Raw genomic sequence first — 15,329 nt, forward strand, 5'->3', positions numbered from 1 at the left:
GCGGGTCATGCGGGAGGACATGGGTTGAGGTGACGACAAGCCTCCAGCGCCCGGTAACCGACAGAGGCCGGAGCAAGAGCGTGCGGCACGTCGACAGCTTTGAGATCCAGCCGCCGACTCCGCCGTCACACAACGGCGTACCGCGGTCGGCGTGGGCCCGCGCCCGCCGGCGGGTGTCCCGGTGGCACCGGCCCTACATCGCCCTCCTGCTGCTGCTCGACTTCGGTGCGGCGGCCCTGGCCAGCTTCCTGGCCGTACAGATCTTCGAGCAGGCCGCCTCCGGCTTCCGGGACGCGCCCGAAGCGTGGTTCTACACCGTGGCGTTTGTGCTCCTGCCGCTCGGCTGGCTGCTCTTTCTCTGGGGTAACCGGGCCTACGACCGGCGCTACCTGGGCCTCGGCCCGGACGAGTTCAAGCGGGTGATCCGGGCCGGCGTCGCGGTCGCGGCGGCGGTCTCGTTCATCGCCTTCGCCACGAAGACCTACTCCCTGTCCCGGTGGACGGTCGGCTTCGCGCTGCTCGGCGCGATGTTGCTGATCGTGCTCGGCCGCATGATCGCCCGGGCCTGCCTGCACGCGCTGCGCCGCCGCGCCGGCCACGCCGGGCACCGGATGGTGCTCGTCGGCACGCTTCCGGAGTGCCTGGAGGTCTACACCACGGTCACCCGGAACCCGTCCGTCGGCCTGGTGCCGGTGGCCATCCACCTCACCGACGGGTACGCCGCCGCGCGCGGCCTGGAGACCCCGGTCCCGGTGTACGCGGGCCGCGACGTCCTGGCCCTGGTGCGTGAGGTCGGCGGCGACACGATCGCGGTCTGCGGCTCGGCCAGCGCCGAGCCGGGAGAGCTGCGCCGGCTGGCCTGGCAGCTCGAGGGCTCCGGCGTCGACCTGGTGGTCGCGCCCCAGCTCACCGACATCGCCGGTCCCCGGGTGCACATCCGCCCGATCGAGGGCCTGCCGCTGCTGCACGTCGAGGAGCCGACCCTGTCCGGGCCGGCGCTGCTGGCCAAGAACCTGATGGACCGGGTCGCCGCCGGGCTGGGCCTGCTGCTGCTGGTCCCGCTCTTCCTCGCCGTCGCCGTGGCCATCCGGATCTCCGACCCCGGGCCGGTCTTCTTCCGCCAGCCCCGGGTGGGGCACGAGGGGCGGACGTTCCGGGTCTGGAAGTTCCGGACCATGTACGTCGACGCCGAGGAGCGGCTGGCCGGCCTGGTCGACCGCAACGAGACCGACGGCATGCTGTTCAAGATGAAGCAGGACCCCCGGGTCTTCCCGGTGGGCCGCTTCCTGCGCGCCACGTCGCTGGACGAACTGCCCCAGCTGATCAACGTGCTCTGGGGCGAGATGTCGCTCGTCGGCCCGCGCCCGCTGCCCGCCGACGACGGCGACTTCCTGGGCGACGTCCGCCGCCGGCTGCTGGTCCGGCCGGGCATGACCGGTCTGTGGCAGGTCTCCGGCCGTTCCGACCTGTCCTGGGACGAGGCGGTCCGGCTCGACCTCTACTACGTCGACAACTGGTCGCTGGCGTACGACCTGAGCATCCTGTGGCGGACCGTGGGCGTGGTGCTGGCCCGCAAGGGCGCGTACTAGCGCTACCGGGCCGGCACCCGGCAGGATCGCTGCGTGGGTGGCAACCTCTCCGCCGTCTTCGCCGTCGTCTCGCTGGTCACCGCGTTGGCCGCGGCGCTCTGGGCGGTGCTGCGGCTGCGCGGCCGGCGGGGCATCGCCACCGCCACGCAGCGGGCCACGTACGAGGTGCTGCACACCGCGGGGCTCGCCGCCGAGCCGCTGCGCGCCGGCCTGACCGAGGCGGACGCGGCGAAGGCCGTACGCCATCTGCGGGCCCTCGTCGGCGCGGCCGGGCTGGCGCTGACGGACCGGGACGCGTTGCTCGCGATCGACGGGCAGGGCGCGCACCACGGTGACCAGCTGGTCGCGGCGGCCCGGCGGGCGGCCGAGGGCGGGCGCTCGACCGTGCTGGGCGAGTCGGAGCTGCGCTGCGACCTGGTCGACTGTCCGGTACGCGGCGCGGTGGTGGCGCCGCTGCGCGCGGACGGGCGGGTGGTCGGGGCGCTGGTGGCGGTGGCCGACGAGCGCCCGGCCCCGGGTCTGGTGCAGGCGACGCTGGAGACCGCGCACTGGGCCGGTGACCAGCTCGCGCTGGCCGAGCTGGAGTCGTCGCGGGAGCGGCTGGCGCGGGCCGAGGTACGCGCGTTGCGCGCCCAGATCAGCCCGCACTTCATCTACAACGCGCTGACCGCGATCGGCTCGTTCGTGCGCACCGACCCGGAGCGGGCGCGGGAACTGATCCTGGAGTTCGCCGAGTTCACCCGTTACTCGTTCCGGGCGCACGGCGAGTTCACCACGCTCGCCGAGGAGCTGCGCTCGATCGACCGCTACCTGACCATCGAGCGGGCGCGTTTCGGCGAGCGGCTCCAGGTTCGCCTCCAGATCGCGCCGGAAGTGCTTCCGGTGACGTTGCCGTTCCTCTGCCTCCAGCCGCTCGTGGAGAACGCGGTCCGCCACGGGTTGTCCCGCAAGCCGGGCACCGGCATGGTGAGCATCGAGGCCCGGGACGCGGGCGCGGAGTGTCACATCACGGTGGAGGACGACGGGGTGGGGATGGATCCGACGACGCTTACCGCCGGCATCGCCGAGGTGTCGGGCGCGACCGGCGACCCGGCCGACGACCCGGGGCAGCACGTCGGCCTCTCGAACGTCGACGAACGGCTCCGGTCGGTCTTCGGGGACGGGTTCGGCCTGGTCGTGGAGACCGGCCTGGGTTCGGGTACGAAGGTCAGCATGCGCGTACCGAAGTTCCACCCCGGCGTCCGGGCGTCGTCGTGACAGTCACCGGCACCGGATTCCTCCGGGTGCTGGCGGTGGACGACGAGCCGCCCGCGCTCGACGAGCTGGCGTACCACCTGCGCGCCGACCCCCGGGTGGCTCGGCTGCACACGGCCGGGGACGCGACCGAGGCGTTGCGTGTGCTGCGCGACGACGACGTGGACGTGGTGTTCCTCGACATCCGGATGCCGGGGCTGGACGGCATGGAGCTGGCCCGGGTGCTGCGCCGGTTCGCCCGTCCGCCGGCGATCGTGTTCGTCACCGCGTACGACGACGGCGCGGTGGACGCGTTCGACCTGGGCGCCACCGACTACGTGCGCAAGCCGGTACGCGCCGAGCGGCTGGCCGAGTCGCTGCGCCGGGTGATCGGCTCCCGGGTGGTGCCGTCGCATCCGGCCGCGCTGGCCCGGGCCGAGGAGGATCCGACCATCCCGATCGAGCTGGCCGGTACCACCCGGATGCTGCCCCGCTCGGCGGTGCGGTGGGTGGAGGCGCAGGGCGACTACGCTCGGCTGCACACGGCGGAGGGGTCGCACCTGGTCCGGGTCTCGCTGGCGACGCTGGCCGAGCGCTGGGCCGACGCCGGGTTCGTCCGGATCCACCGCTCCTACCTGGTGCAGCTGCGGCTCATCGCCGAGTTGCGGCTGGTCAACTCCGGCTACGTGGTGGTGATCGACGGATCCGAGCTGCCGGTGAGCCGCCGGCACACCCGGGAGCTGAAGGACAAGCTGGTGCGTGCCGCGAAGCAGGACTGGAGTCGCTGAGGGCCGGGCCGCCGTCGGCGCGCGGTCGTCGGCTTGTCGCTGCCGCGCGCTGGCGTACAATGTACGGCAGACCGTACGACAGGGTGGGGGACCGCATGTCCGACGACCGCTTCGACGCCGCTACCGAATTCGACAGCCAACTCGACCGCCTCGTGCAGCTCGGCTACCCGGCACTGGCCGGGCAGACCGAGGAGGAGTTCCGGACGCTGCTCACCCCGCTGCGGGACGCGGCGGTCACCGGTGCCGCCGGCCTGGCCGGGCCCACCGACGCGCGGGTGCCGTTCCTGCTGGTGACCACGCGGGAACTGGTGCCGGTGCCGGAGCGCATCGCGCTCACCACGCTGGCCGGCAAGCGCAAGACCGGCGTCCTCGACCGCAACTTCCCCGCCGACGACCTGCCCACCTTCCACCCGATAAAGGAGCTCGAGGTGCCCGCCGGGCCCGCGTACCTGCTGTTCGACGTGGACCGGGGCGAGGAGTACCGCAACGTGCCGCCGTCTGCCGCGCTGGAGGACATGACCGCGAAGGACCGGCTGCCGATCACCATCGACGAAGGGCTGGCGTTCGTCACGCTGCACCCGCAGGCACTGGCGAGCAACAGGTGCTTCTCGCTCGTGGGGTCGCGCTGCGGCGACCGCCGGGTGCCCGCGCTGTGGATCAGCCAGGGCGCGCCGAAGCTCGGCTGGTGCTGGTTCGGCAACCCGCACACCTGGCTCGGCTCGGCGACCGCCAACCCGGTACGGATGGCCCTGGGCTGAGGCCGTCCACAACGTCTCCGCGTCATCCACTGGGTTATCCACAACAGTGAAGCGTTATCCACAGGTTGTGCACAGGGCTCGGAACCGTGCTCTTGACATTCCCGCTGAGCGGGCGAGACTGCCGGAGGTGACCGGAGCCGAGGAACAGCATCTGACGGGGCGGCCCACCGAGGCCGCCCCGGTTCCCGGTCCGCGCGCGTCCCCACCTACCGCCGAGCCGGGAAGCGCGCCGGCGCCGGCCGCCGCGCCGAAGCGGACCCGGATCGTGCTGGCCGAGGTCTCCCGGGTCGGCAATCCGGCCGACCGCACCCGCTCCGAGCTGACCCAGCAGACTCCGGTCGGTGAGACGCTGGTGCAGGGGCTGATGCGCGCCCAGCTCTCCCTCGCGCTGCGGCTCAGCCTGCTGGTGCTGGTCGCGCTCGGCGGCCTGCCGTGGCTGTTCGCCATCGCACCCACCGTAGGCCGGGTCACCGTGCTCGGGGTCAACCTGCCGTGGCTGCTGCTCGGCGTCGTGTCCTTCCCGTTCCTGATCGTGGTCGGCTGGGCGTACGTGCGCCTGGCCGAACGAAACGAGCAGGACTTCGTCGACCTGATTCGACGGCCGGAACGCTGATGTCAAACGGCTACGTGGTCCCGGCGATCGTCGCCGTCACCCTGGTCACCGTCGGCATCGGCTTCTACGGGCTGCGGCTGGCCCGCACCACCTCGGACTTCCTGGTCGCGTCCCGGGCGGTCAGCCCGACCTGGAACGCCGCCGCGATCGGCGGGGAGTACCTGTCGGCGGCGAGCTTCCTCGGCGTCGCCGGGCTGATCCTCAAGTACGGCGTGGACGTGCTCTGGTACCCGGTCGGCTTCGCGGCCGGATACCTCGCGCTGCTGCTGTTCGTGGCCGCGCCGCTGCGCCGCTCCGGCGCGTTCACGCTGCCCGACTTCTGCGAGGTGCGGCTCGGTTCCCGCCGGCTGCGCACGCTCGCCACCGTCTTCGTGATCTTCATCGGCTGGCTCTACCTGGTGCCGCAGTTGCAGGGCGCCGGGCTGACGCTGGCCACGCTCACCGGCTCGCCGTATCCGCTCGGGGCGCTGCTGGTCGCCGTGGTGGTGACGGCGAACGTGGCGCTGGGCGGCATGCGGGCGATCACGTTCGTGCAGGCGTTCCAGTACTGGCTGAAGCTCACCGCGCTCGCCGTACCCGCGATCTTCCTGGCATTGCAGTGGCAGGCCGACGCCCGCCCCGCGGTGACCCCACCCGACGGGCCGACGTTCCGGACCGCGACCACAGTCGTGGTCGAGCACCGCGCGACGCTCACCCTGCCCGACGGTGACATCCGGGAGGTACGCCCCGGCGACCGCCTCGAGTTCGCCGCCGGTGACCCGGTGCCGGAGGTGTCCGGCGCGGCGACCGGCGTCACCGAATGGCTGCTGCCGGACACCGCGGGCGAGGACGACAGGGGACTGTTCGCCACGTACTCCCTGATCCTGGCCACGTTCCTCGGCACGATGGGCCTGCCGCACGTGCTGGTCCGCTTCTACACCAACCCCGACGGCGCCGCCGCCCGCCGGACCACGCTCGTGGTGCTGGCGCTGGTCGGCGTCTTCTATCTGCTGCCGACGGTCTACGGCGTGCTTGGCCGCATCTACACCCCGCAACTGCTGGTGAGCGGCCAGACCGACGCGGTGGTGGTGCTGCTGCCCGGTGCGGCGCTCGGCGACGGCACGACCGGTCGGCTGCTCGCCGCGCTGGTCGCGGCCGGCGCGTTCGCGGCGTTCCTGTCCACCTCGTCCGGCCTGCTCACCAGCGTCGCCGGGGTGATCTCGACGGACGTGCTGGGCCGCGGCTCGGTACGCGGGTTCCGGCTCGCCACGGTGATCGCCGGTGGGGTGCCGGCGGTGCTCTCCCTGAACGTCTCCGGGCTGGACGTGTCGCAGGTGGTGGGGCTGGCGTTCGCGGTGGCCGCGTCCAGTTTCTGCCCGCTGCTGGTGCTCGGCATCTGGTGGCGCGGCCTGACCGACCTGGGCGCCGCCGCCGGGGTGCTGGTCGGCGGCGGCGCGGCGGTCGGTGCGGTCCTGCTCACCGTGCTGGGCCCGCCGTTGACCGGCTGGCCGGCGACGCTGACCACCCAGCCGGCGGCGTGGACGGTGCCGCTGGCGTTCACCGTCATGGTGGTCGTGTCGATGGCGAGCCGGCGGCGGCTGCCCCGCGACGTCCGCGCGACCATGCTCCGCCTGCACACCCCGGAGTCCCTGCGCCTGTGAGGCGGGGCCGCTCGCACCGGCCACGCCGCACACCCGAGCACCGGTCAGCAGGTGTCCGTGCCGGCGCAGAGGCGGTTGACCACCCACCCGACCACTCGCCTGGCCTCGCTCGGCGTGGTCTGATGATCGACTCGCAGTTGGGCGACCAGGTCGCCCTGCCGCACCACCACCCAGCGGGCAGGCGTCCCCATGTCGCCGCCCACGAGCACCGCGTCGTCGCCGCCGAGCGACTCCGCCATGATGGACAACGAGTCCTCCGGGCGCGTCGGCCGGCAGCCCGTGACCAACTGGCGGACCCGCTTCATGACAGTGTCGGCCGAGGTGCCCGAGTGCCGCGTCACCCGCTCGACGATCCAGTCGCTGGGTGAGTCGAACTGCACCGACCTGCTGGCCACCTGACCGGCGTTCAGCGCCGGCGACTCGTTCTCGCAGTAGATGGTCACGGACTCCAGGGACCAGTCCCCCTCCACCTTTGTCGTCATCGTGAAGCCCGTCGGCAGGTCGGCGAGCTGAAGCATCGCCGCCGCCGGAATCGTCCTGGTCGGCGCGCGGCCGGTCTCGCCGCCGGTCGTGCCGGGTGGCCGTCCGGTGGTGCGGCTCGGCGTCGGCGACCCGCTCTCGGACGGCTCGGCCGACGGCGTGGAACTCGGCGTGGGCGCCTGCGTCGGTTTCGGCGGGGTGGGAACGACGGTGGCCGGCGGCACGGGTGGCGGTGCGGCGTCGGGACGGGCCAGCGCCACACCTGACGCGACGACGCCCACCGCTACCGCGGCGGCCAGACCGGCGGCGAGCTGGATACGCCGCGCCCGCTGCCGGCCTCGACGCCGCACCTGCTCGGTGGGTGGCCAGACGAGGTGCTCGGTGTCCCGGTAGAGGTCCGAGAAGATCGGATCAGGCATTGCGGATCTCCTCCGGCAGGGTCATGTCGAGCAGGGCGGCGAGGGCCTTGCGGCCCCGGGAGAGGCGAGCCTTGACCGTCCCGCTGGGTACGCCGGTCTGCGCGGCGATCTCCGCGACCGAGAGGTCGGCCAGGTGATAGAGGACCACTGCCTGCCGCTGGTCCGCGGAGAGCTGCCGCAGTGCGGCGACCAGCGCCACGGTGTTCTCCGAGGGTGGCCGCACCGGCGGTGGTGGACCGTGCCGCCGGTAGGCGACGACGCTGTTGCGCACCTTGCGCCACCGGTTGACCAGCAGGCGGTGGCCCACGGTACGGACCCATGCCTCCGGGTCGTCGTACTCGCTGACCTGCGACCAGCGTTGCCAGGCCCGCGCGTACGCCTCCTGGGCGGCGTCCTGCGCCTCGGCCCGGTCACCGCCGAGCGCGTACAGCACCGTCACCACGCGTTGTCTGCTGCTCCGGTAGAACTCCTCGAACGCACTGTCCGGATCCATGTCTCTCCCCGCTGCCGTCCCTGGGACTGACACCCACCGCCCGGGTCGCCGGTTGCAGGCCGTCGGCAATGCGACTCGTACCTCTCAGGGATGATGCGAGATCATCCTGCCGCCCGAGCGGCCGCTGGCCGGAGCCCGATACGGTCGGACCATGACCGATCAGCACCCGGCACTGTCCCTTCGTGGTCTGGCCAAGCGCTTCGACACCAAGGTCGCGGTGGCGGGCGTCGACCTCGCGGTGCCGACCGGCTCGTTCTACGGCCTGCTCGGCCCGAACGGCGCGGGCAAGACCACGACCCTCTCCATGGCCGTCGGCCTGCTGCGGCCCGACGCCGGTGAGGCGCGGGTCCTCGGGTACGACGTCTGGGCCGACCCGGTACGCGCCAAGAGCCTGCTCGGCGTGATGCCGGACGGCGTACGCCTCTTCGACCGGCTGAGCGGGGCGGAGCTGCTGGCGTACCACGGTCTGCTGCGCGGCATGGACCCGGCGGTGGTCGACCAGCGGGCGGCGGAGCTGCTCGACGTGCTGGCGCTCTCCGACGCCGGCCGCACGCTCGTGGTCGACTACTCGGCCGGCATGAAGAAGAAGATCGGGCTGGCCTGCGCGCTGCTGCACGGTCCGCGCCTGCTGGTGCTGGACGAGCCGTTCGAGGCGGTCGACCCGGTCTCGGCGGCGCTGATCCGCGACATCCTGCACCGGTACGTCGGCGGCGGCGGGACGGTGATCTTCTCCAGCCACGTGATGGAGGTGGTCGAGCGGCTCTGCTCCCACGTGGCGATCCTGGCCGAGGGCCGGATCAAGCGGGTGGGCACGCTCACCGAGGTGCGCGGCGACCGGTCGCTGGAGGACGTCTTCGTGGAGGTGGTCGGCGGCCGGACCGCCACCGGCGAGGAGCTGTCGTGGCTGTCCCGGTGACCGTGCCCGAGCGCCCGGCCCGGCGGGTGTCGCCCTGGCACTTCGTCCGGCTCAAGCTGCGGGTGCTCGGCAACAACTTCCGGGGCCAGACGTGGCGGGTCGCGTTGTTCGTCCTCGGCCTGCTGTTCGGGCTCTGGTTCGCCGCCGTCGGGTTCTTCCTGCTGGCCGCTCCGGGCCTGGCCGGTGAGTCCCGGTACGCGTTGATGATCGCCGCCTTCGGCGGTGGCCTGCTCACGCTCGGCTGGCTGCTCCTGCCGCTCGTCTTCTTCGGCGTGGACGAGACGCTCGACCCGGCCCGGTTCGCGCTGCTGCCGCTGTCCCGCCGCACCCTGGTCACCGGCCTGCTCGCCGCCGCGCTGGTGAGCGTGCCGGCGCTGGCGACGGCGATCACGGCGGCCGGGCTGGTGGTCACCGCCGGCGCGCTCGGTGGGTGGGCGGCCGCACTGGTCGGCGTGCTCGGCGTGGTCGTCGGGCTGCTCGTCTGCCTGGCCGGTGCCCGGGCGCTGACCAGTGCGTTCGCGACGATGCTGCGCTCCCGCCGGGTCCGCGACCTGGCCGCCGTGCTGCTCGCGGTGCTGGCCGCGCTGCTCGGGCCGTTGCAGTTGCTGGTGCTCGCCGCGGTACGGCAGACCGACTGGGACCGGCTGGACGGAGTGGCAGGGGTGGTCGGCTGGACGCCGTTCGGCGCACCGTGGACCGCCGGTCTGGACGTGGCCCAGGGCCGGGCCGGCGCGGCGGTGGTGAAGCTGCTGATCGCGCTCGCGACGCTCGGCGTACTCCTGTTCTGGTGGTCCCGGTCGCTGGAGACGGCGATGGTGGGCGCGGCGAGCAGCGGCCCCGCGCGGACGCCGCGCGCTGTGGCCGGCGGCGCGGTCTCGCAGCTCTTCCCCCGCGCGGTGGGCTGGGCCCGGCGGGACCGGTTCGGCGCGATCGTCGCCCGGGAGTGCCGCTACTGGTGGCGGGACGCCCGCCGCCGGGCCAACCTGATCACCATCGCCGTGGTCGGCGTGTTCGTGCCGCTGATGGTCAACCTGGGCGGCCCCGCGTTCCTGTCCGAGGGCGGCGCCGCGTTCGACCAGGCCACAGCCGATTCCTCACCGGCGATGGTCAGCCTCACCATGATCTTCGTGGGGGCGCTCGCGTCGTTGACGCTCGCCAACCAGTTCGGCTTCGACGGCAGCTCGTACGCGGCGAACGTGGTCGCCGGTGTGCCGGGGCGGGTGGAGCTGCGGGCGCGGATGGCCGCGTTCTCGATCTACGTGGTGCCGATGCTCGTGGTGATCGCGGTGGCGCTGGCGATCGTCCTCGGCCGGCCCGAATGGCTCGGCGTGATGGGTGGCGCGTTGTTCGCGGCGTACGGCTGCGGGCTGGCGATCAACGCATTCGTCTCCGTGCTCGGCGCGTACTCGCTGCCCGAGTCGAGCAACCCGTTCGCCCTGAACAGCGGCGCGGGCTTCACCAAGGGTCTGCTCACGCTGGTCTCCATGATCGGCTCGGCGGTGGTGGCGGTGCCGTTCGTGGTGGCCGCCGCGCTGCTCGGCGACGTGTGGCTCTGGCTGGCGCTGCCGCTCGGCCTGGCGTACGGCGGGGGCGCGGCACTGCTCGGCGCGTACATGGCCGGGGACACGCTCGACCACCGGCAGCCGGAGCTGCTCGCCAACGTCACCCCGAGGCGCTGATGCCGGTCGTCGAGGCGGTCACCACCGTCCCCGTTCCCCCGGAGCTGGCGTTCGCCGTCTCCCAGACCACCGCCCCGGTGCGGTACCGCTGGGACCCGTTCGTCCGGGAACAGCACTTCGTCGACGGTGCGACGCGGCCCGGCCGGGGCGTGCGCACGTACACCCGCTCCCGGCACGGCCTGGTCATGGTCAGCGAGTACGTCTCCTGGTCGCCGCCGACGAACGTCGGCATGAAGATGGTGCGCGGACCGTGGTTCTTCGAACGGTTCGGCGGCGGCTGGCGGTTCGCGCCCGGCCCCGATCCCGGCACCACTGTCGCGACGTGGCGGTACAACTTCCGCTGCCGCCCGGCGTTCCTGCGCCCGGTCGCCGAGCGGATCGGGGAGTGGTTGCTCGGGCGCGACATCCGGCGCCGGATCGCCGGGTACGCGGACGGCTGCGCCGACCCGGAGGTGCTGGCCGCCGCCCGCCGGTTGCTCGCCGACGATTGATCCGCGCGTCTCGGCCCGCCGTCAGGCGGTGCGGCGCATCGCCGCGTAGACGTGGTGGCCGTCGCCGACGCTGGTCATGGTGACCAGCTCCCAGCCGTAGTTGGACAGGTGCTCGACCGCTTCCATCAGCGGCTGGAACGCCCGGCGACCCCAGGTGTTGTTCGCCCGGAGCAGCAGGTGCCGGTGCGGATAGGCGCGCAGGTCGACCTGGCCGCCGAGGACGGCGTCGGCGGCGACCACCCGTTCCTGGGCGAGCTGCTGCGGGGGGATGAGATTCATGCCCGGCAGGGTAGGGCGTTCCGTCGAACCTCGCCCGCCGGCGGGCGGCACAATGTTTCACGTGAATCCAGAGCCGGGCGCGCAGATCCACTCCACCGACCCGTTCGCGGCACCGACCGCGCAACGCTCGCCGGTACGCCGGCTGCGCGGCCGGCTGGCCGCCCCGGTGACGCTCTGGACCACGCCCGGCCCGGCCGGGCTGACCGTCTCCTCCACGCTGGTCGCCGAGGGCGAGCCGGACCGGCTGCTCGGTCTGGTCGACGCGGAGTCGGACCTGTGGGCGGCGATCGAGGAGGCGGGACGGTTCGCGGTGGCCCCGCTGGGCCCGCAGCACCGGCAGCTCGCCGACCGTTTCGCCGGACTGTTCCCGTCGCCCGGTGGCCTGTTCGCGCTGGACGCCTGGACCGAGACGCCGTACGGGCCGGTGCCCGCGGACGCCGGCGGGTGGGCGGGCTGCCGCCTGGACACCGCCCGCGAGTACGGCTGGGCCCTGCTGGTGGAGGCGACGATCGAATCGGTGGACCTGCCCCGTGACACACCCCCGCTGCTGCACTACCGGGGCCGCTACCGCGACCTCCCCGGCTGACCCCTCCGCTCCGTCGATCATGAGGTTGGCCGCGTTCCGCGTTCGATTTGTCGCCGTCAACCTCATGATCGACGGGGTGGGGGTGACCGGTTAGCGGAGTGACGTGGGTCACTGGGCGCAGTGGGGGTGCCGTTCGGCGCAAGCGTCGACCGGCCCTCGGCGGAGCCTTCCCGGGCCGGGAGCGCGCTCTCTACCGTGCGCGAAACTCCCCCCACGCCTTGCGAAGGTGGTGATCCACAGATGTCCACGGACACACCCGCGTCCGCACCCGCCGAGTCGGCGGCGGAACGGTACCTCGCCGTCCAGCGGTCGGACGAGTTCGCCGGGTTGCGGCGCACGCTGCGCGGCTTCGTCTTCCCGATGACCGTCGCGTTCTTCCTGTGGTACGCGCTCTACGTCATCCTCTCCGCGTACGCGCGGGGATTCATGGGCACGAAGCTGATCGGCAACATCAACGTCGCCCTGGTCTTCGGCCTGCTCCAGTTCGTCTCCACGTTCCTCATCGCCTGGTTCTACTCGCGGTTCGCCAGCCGCCGGATCGATCCGGTCGCCGACCGGCTCCGCGACGAGATGGGGGAGGTGACCCATGAACACGGTCCTCGCGGCTGAGGCGGGCAGCACCACCGCCCGGAACCTCACCATCACGCTGTTCCTGGTCTTCGTGGCGATCACGCTGGCGATCACCGTCTGGGCCAGCCGGCAGACCAAGACCGCCACCGACTTCTACGCCGGCGGCCGGTCCTTCTCCGGCTTCCAGAACGGCATGGCGATCGGCGGCGACTACATGTCGGCGGCGTCCTTCCTGGGTATCGCCGGCATCATCGCGCTCTACGGCTACGACGGCTTCCTCTACTCGATCGGCTTCCTGGTCGCCTGGCTGGTGGCGCTGCTGCTCGTGGCCGAACTGCTGCGCAACTCCGGCCGGTACACGATGGCGGACGTCCTGGCGTTCCGGATGCGGCAGCGGCCGGTCCGGACCGCGGCGGCGGTCTCCACCATCACGGTGTCGATCTTCTACCTGCTGGCCCAGATGGTCGGCGCCGGCGCGCTCGTCGCCCTGCTGCTCGGCATCAAGCCGGGCACCACGTTCCTCGGCATGGACGCCGACACCGCGAAGGTCGCCACCATCATCATGGTCGGCGCCCTGATGATCATCTACGTGACCGTCGGCGGCATGAAGGGCACCACGTACGTCCAGATCGTCAAGGCGTTCCTGCTGATGGGCGGCGCGCTGGCGATGACGCTGCTGGTGCTCGCCAAGTACAAGTTCAACCTGTCCTCGCTGCTCGGCGACGCGGCCAGCGCCTCGGGCAAGGGAGCGGCGTTCCTCGAACCCGGGCTGCGCTACGGCGTGGAGACACCCGGCGACGCACTGAAGACCTTCTACAGCAAGATGGACCTGCTCTCGCTGGGCATCGCACTGGTCCTCGGCACGGCTGGCCTGCCGCACATCCTGATCCGCTTCTACACCGTGCCGACCGCACGGGCGGCCCGTAAGAGCGTGCTCTGGGCGATCGGCATCATCGGCACGTTCTACCTGCTCACCCTGGCGCTGGGCTTCGGCGCGGCGGCGATCGTCGGCGGGCAGGCGATCACCGAGCAGGACAAGGCGGGCAACACGGCGGCGCCACAGCTCGCCGAGGCACTGGGTGTGGACTTCCTCGGCGGGAACCTGGGCGGCGCCACACTGCTGGCGATCATCGCGGCGGTCGCGTTCGCCACGATCCTCGCGGTGGTCGCCGGACTCACCCTGGCGTCGTCGTCCAGCCTGGCGCACGACTTCTACGCCAACGTGATGAAGAACGGGCAGGCGTCGGAGCGGCAGGAGGTGAACGTCGCCCGGATCTCCGCGCTGGTGATCGGCGCGGTGTCGATCGTCCTGTCGATCTACGCGCAGAACCTGAACGTGGCGTTCCTGGTCGCACTGGCGTTCGCGGTGGCCGCGTCGGGCAACCTGCCGGCAATCCTCTACAGCCTGTTCTGGAAGCGGTTCAACACCTCGGGCGCGGTCTGGGCCATCTACGGCGGCCTGCTCGCCGCCGTGGTGCTCGTCTTCTTCTCGCCGGTCGTCTCCGGCGCGCCGACGGCGATGTTCCCCGACCACGACTGGCAGTGGTTCCCGCTGTCGAACCCGGGCATCATCTCGATCCCGTTCGGCTTCCTGTGCGGCTGGCTCGGCACGATCCTGTCCAAGGAGAGCGACGAGGAGAAGTACGCGGAGCTGGAGGTGCGCTCGCTCACCGGAGCCGGCGCCCACTGAGCACCACGGTCGAGCGGGGCCCCTGCCTTACGCGGGGGCCCCGCCTCGCGTGTATAGGCTGACCGCCATGAAGGTCGCTCCCCGCTTCGGTACCGGACACCGCATCCTCGTCACCGGCGGCGCCGGTTTCGTCCCGTCCCACCTCGTCGACCGGCTCGTCGAGCGCGGCTGCACCGTCGTGGTGCTGGACAACTTCGTGACCGGGTCCAAGGACAACGTGGCCCACCTGCTGGACCAGCCGACCTTCACGCTCGTCGAGGCGGACATCTCCGACGGCCTGCCGCAGCACCCGGCGATGGCCGAGCGGTTCGACGCGATCCTGCACATGGCGTCCCCGGCCAGCCCCACCGACTTCGAGAAGCTGCCGGTGGAGATCCTCCGGGTCGGCTCGGTGGCCACGCTGGCGCTGCTGGAGCGGGCCACCGACGACGGCGCGCGGTTCCTGATGGCCTCCACCTCCGAGGCGTACGGCGACCCCAAGGAGCACCCGCAGCGCGAGACGTACTGGGGCAACGTCAACCCGATCGGCATCCGGAGCGTCTACGACGAGGCGAAGCGCTTCTCCGAGGCGGCCACCATGGCGTACCACCGCAGCCGGGGCACCGACACCGCGATCGTGCGGATCTTCAACACGTACGGCCCGCGGATGCGCCCGGACGACGGCCGCGCCATCCCGACGTTCATCTCCCAGGCGCTGCGCGGCGAGCCGATCACCGTGCACGGCACCGGCGACCAGACCCGCTCGATCTGCTACGTCGACGACCTGGTGCGCGGCATCCTGCTGCTGCTCGACTCGACCCAGACCGGGCCGATCAACTGCGGCACCGAGCACGAGATGTCGATGCGGCAACTGGCCGAGACGATCGTGTCACTCACCGGAAGCACATCCGAGGTGAGCTACATCACTCGTGCCTCCGATGACCCGGAGATGCGCCGCCCGGACCTGACCCTCGCCCGCGAACTGCTGGGATACGAGCCGAGCGTCACGCCCGAAGACGGCCTCCGACGCACGATCGAGTACTTCCGCGGGCGTCTCGGGTACTGAACCCGCCGGGGACGCGGCTGACATCGGCGCGCGTACGAGGGCGTCGGTGGCCCGGCCGAC

At 72.2% G+C, this 15,329-nt stretch carries 15 protein-coding genes and 1 pseudogene; 13 read left to right on the plus strand and 3 right to left on the minus strand.

What is annotated here, in order from left to right; all coding sequences use genetic code 11:
* Positions 1-80 precede the first annotated feature (80 nt).
* The 6 genes from O7546_RS28350 (at position 81) to O7546_RS28375 (ending at position 6,621) form a co-directional block, all read left to right on the plus strand.
* Positions 81-1,589: a sugar transferase gene (locus O7546_RS28350; protein WP_194800355.1), complete on the plus strand. Its 1,509-nt coding sequence runs from the start codon at positions 81-83 to the stop codon at positions 1,587-1,589.
* Between the two features lie 33 nt (positions 1,590-1,622).
* Positions 1,623-2,846, plus strand: coding sequence for a histidine kinase (locus O7546_RS28355; RefSeq protein ID WP_194800354.1), 1,224 nt, complete (start codon positions 1,623-1,625; stop codon positions 2,844-2,846).
* A complete protein-coding gene (locus O7546_RS28360) occupies positions 2,843-3,610 on the plus strand; it encodes a LytTR family DNA-binding domain-containing protein (protein ID WP_013289288.1) in 768 nt (255 codons plus the stop codon). The genes O7546_RS28355 and O7546_RS28360 overlap by 4 nt, the downstream gene beginning before the upstream one ends.
* A gap of 95 nt (positions 3,611-3,705) precedes the next feature.
* On the plus strand, positions 3,706-4,368 hold the full coding sequence (locus O7546_RS28365) for a DUF5701 family protein (RefSeq protein ID WP_281600244.1): 663 nt from the start codon (positions 3,706-3,708) through the stop codon (positions 4,366-4,368).
* 262 nt (positions 4,369-4,630) lie between these two features.
* Positions 4,631-4,981, plus strand: a complete 351-nt coding sequence (locus O7546_RS28370) for a DUF485 domain-containing protein (RefSeq protein ID WP_194800436.1) — start codon at positions 4,631-4,633, stop codon at positions 4,979-4,981.
* Entirely contained in the window at positions 4,981-6,621 is a 1,641-nt protein-coding gene (locus O7546_RS28375; RefSeq protein ID WP_281600245.1) for a cation acetate symporter, read from the plus strand. Before O7546_RS28370 ends, O7546_RS28375 begins: the two co-directional genes overlap by 1 nt.
* Before the next feature lie 44 nt (positions 6,622-6,665).
* Here O7546_RS28375 and O7546_RS28380 read toward each other — a convergent pair whose 3' ends face one another.
* The gene (locus tag O7546_RS28380; RefSeq protein WP_281600246.1) at positions 6,666-7,520 is read right to left on the minus strand and encodes a hypothetical protein; all 855 of its coding nucleotides are present in this window, start codon (positions 7,518-7,520) and stop codon (positions 6,666-6,668) included.
* Positions 7,513-8,013 (minus strand): SigE family RNA polymerase sigma factor, encoded by a 501-nt coding sequence (locus tag O7546_RS28385; RefSeq protein WP_269697842.1) that lies wholly within the window; start codon positions 8,011-8,013, stop codon positions 7,513-7,515. The genes O7546_RS28380 and O7546_RS28385 overlap by 8 nt, the downstream gene beginning before the upstream one ends.
* Before the next feature lie 151 nt (positions 8,014-8,164).
* On the opposite strand from O7546_RS28385, the gene O7546_RS28390 reads away from it, so the two are divergent.
* From O7546_RS28390 to O7546_RS28400, 3 genes are read left to right on the plus strand one after another with little or no spacing between them, the layout of a single operon-like run.
* Entirely contained in the window at positions 8,165-8,929 is a 765-nt protein-coding gene (locus tag O7546_RS28390) for an ABC transporter ATP-binding protein (RefSeq protein WP_135242523.1), read from the plus strand.
* Positions 8,914-10,608 (plus strand): ABC transporter permease, encoded by a 1,695-nt coding sequence (locus O7546_RS28395; protein WP_281600247.1) that lies wholly within the window; start codon positions 8,914-8,916, stop codon positions 10,606-10,608. The genes O7546_RS28390 and O7546_RS28395 overlap by 16 nt, the downstream gene beginning before the upstream one ends.
* Positions 10,608-11,099, plus strand: coding sequence for an SRPBCC family protein (locus O7546_RS28400; protein WP_194800349.1), 492 nt, complete (start codon positions 10,608-10,610; stop codon positions 11,097-11,099). Before O7546_RS28395 ends, O7546_RS28400 begins: the two co-directional genes overlap by 1 nt.
* Positions 11,100-11,120: 21 nt before the next feature.
* Here O7546_RS28400 and O7546_RS28405 read toward each other — a convergent pair whose 3' ends face one another.
* The gene (locus tag O7546_RS28405) at positions 11,121-11,378 is read right to left on the minus strand and encodes a hypothetical protein (protein WP_194800348.1); all 258 of its coding nucleotides are present in this window, start codon (positions 11,376-11,378) and stop codon (positions 11,121-11,123) included.
* A gap of 46 nt (positions 11,379-11,424) precedes the next feature.
* Here O7546_RS28405 and O7546_RS28410 point away from each other — a divergent pair.
* The 4 genes and pseudogenes from O7546_RS28410 to O7546_RS28425 form a co-directional block, all read left to right on the plus strand.
* Positions 11,425-11,964: pseudogene (locus O7546_RS28410) on the plus strand (flavin reductase family protein); the annotation flags it as partial.
* Positions 11,965-12,204: 240 nt separating this feature from the next.
* Entirely contained in the window at positions 12,205-12,573 is a 369-nt protein-coding gene (locus O7546_RS28415) for a DUF485 domain-containing protein (RefSeq protein WP_194800346.1), read from the plus strand.
* Positions 12,551-14,224 (plus strand): cation acetate symporter, encoded by a 1,674-nt coding sequence (locus tag O7546_RS28420; protein ID WP_120572582.1) that lies wholly within the window; start codon positions 12,551-12,553, stop codon positions 14,222-14,224. The genes O7546_RS28415 and O7546_RS28420 overlap by 23 nt, the downstream gene beginning before the upstream one ends.
* 67 nt (positions 14,225-14,291) lie before the next feature.
* Positions 14,292-15,269, plus strand: a complete 978-nt coding sequence (locus tag O7546_RS28425) for an NAD-dependent epimerase/dehydratase family protein (protein WP_194800345.1) — start codon at positions 14,292-14,294, stop codon at positions 15,267-15,269.
* The last annotated feature ends 60 nt before the right edge of the window (positions 15,270-15,329 follow it).

The organism is Micromonospora sp. WMMA1976 (assembly GCF_027497335.1).
Taxonomy (GTDB): Bacteria; Actinomycetota; Actinomycetes; order Mycobacteriales; family Micromonosporaceae; genus Micromonospora; species Micromonospora aurantiaca.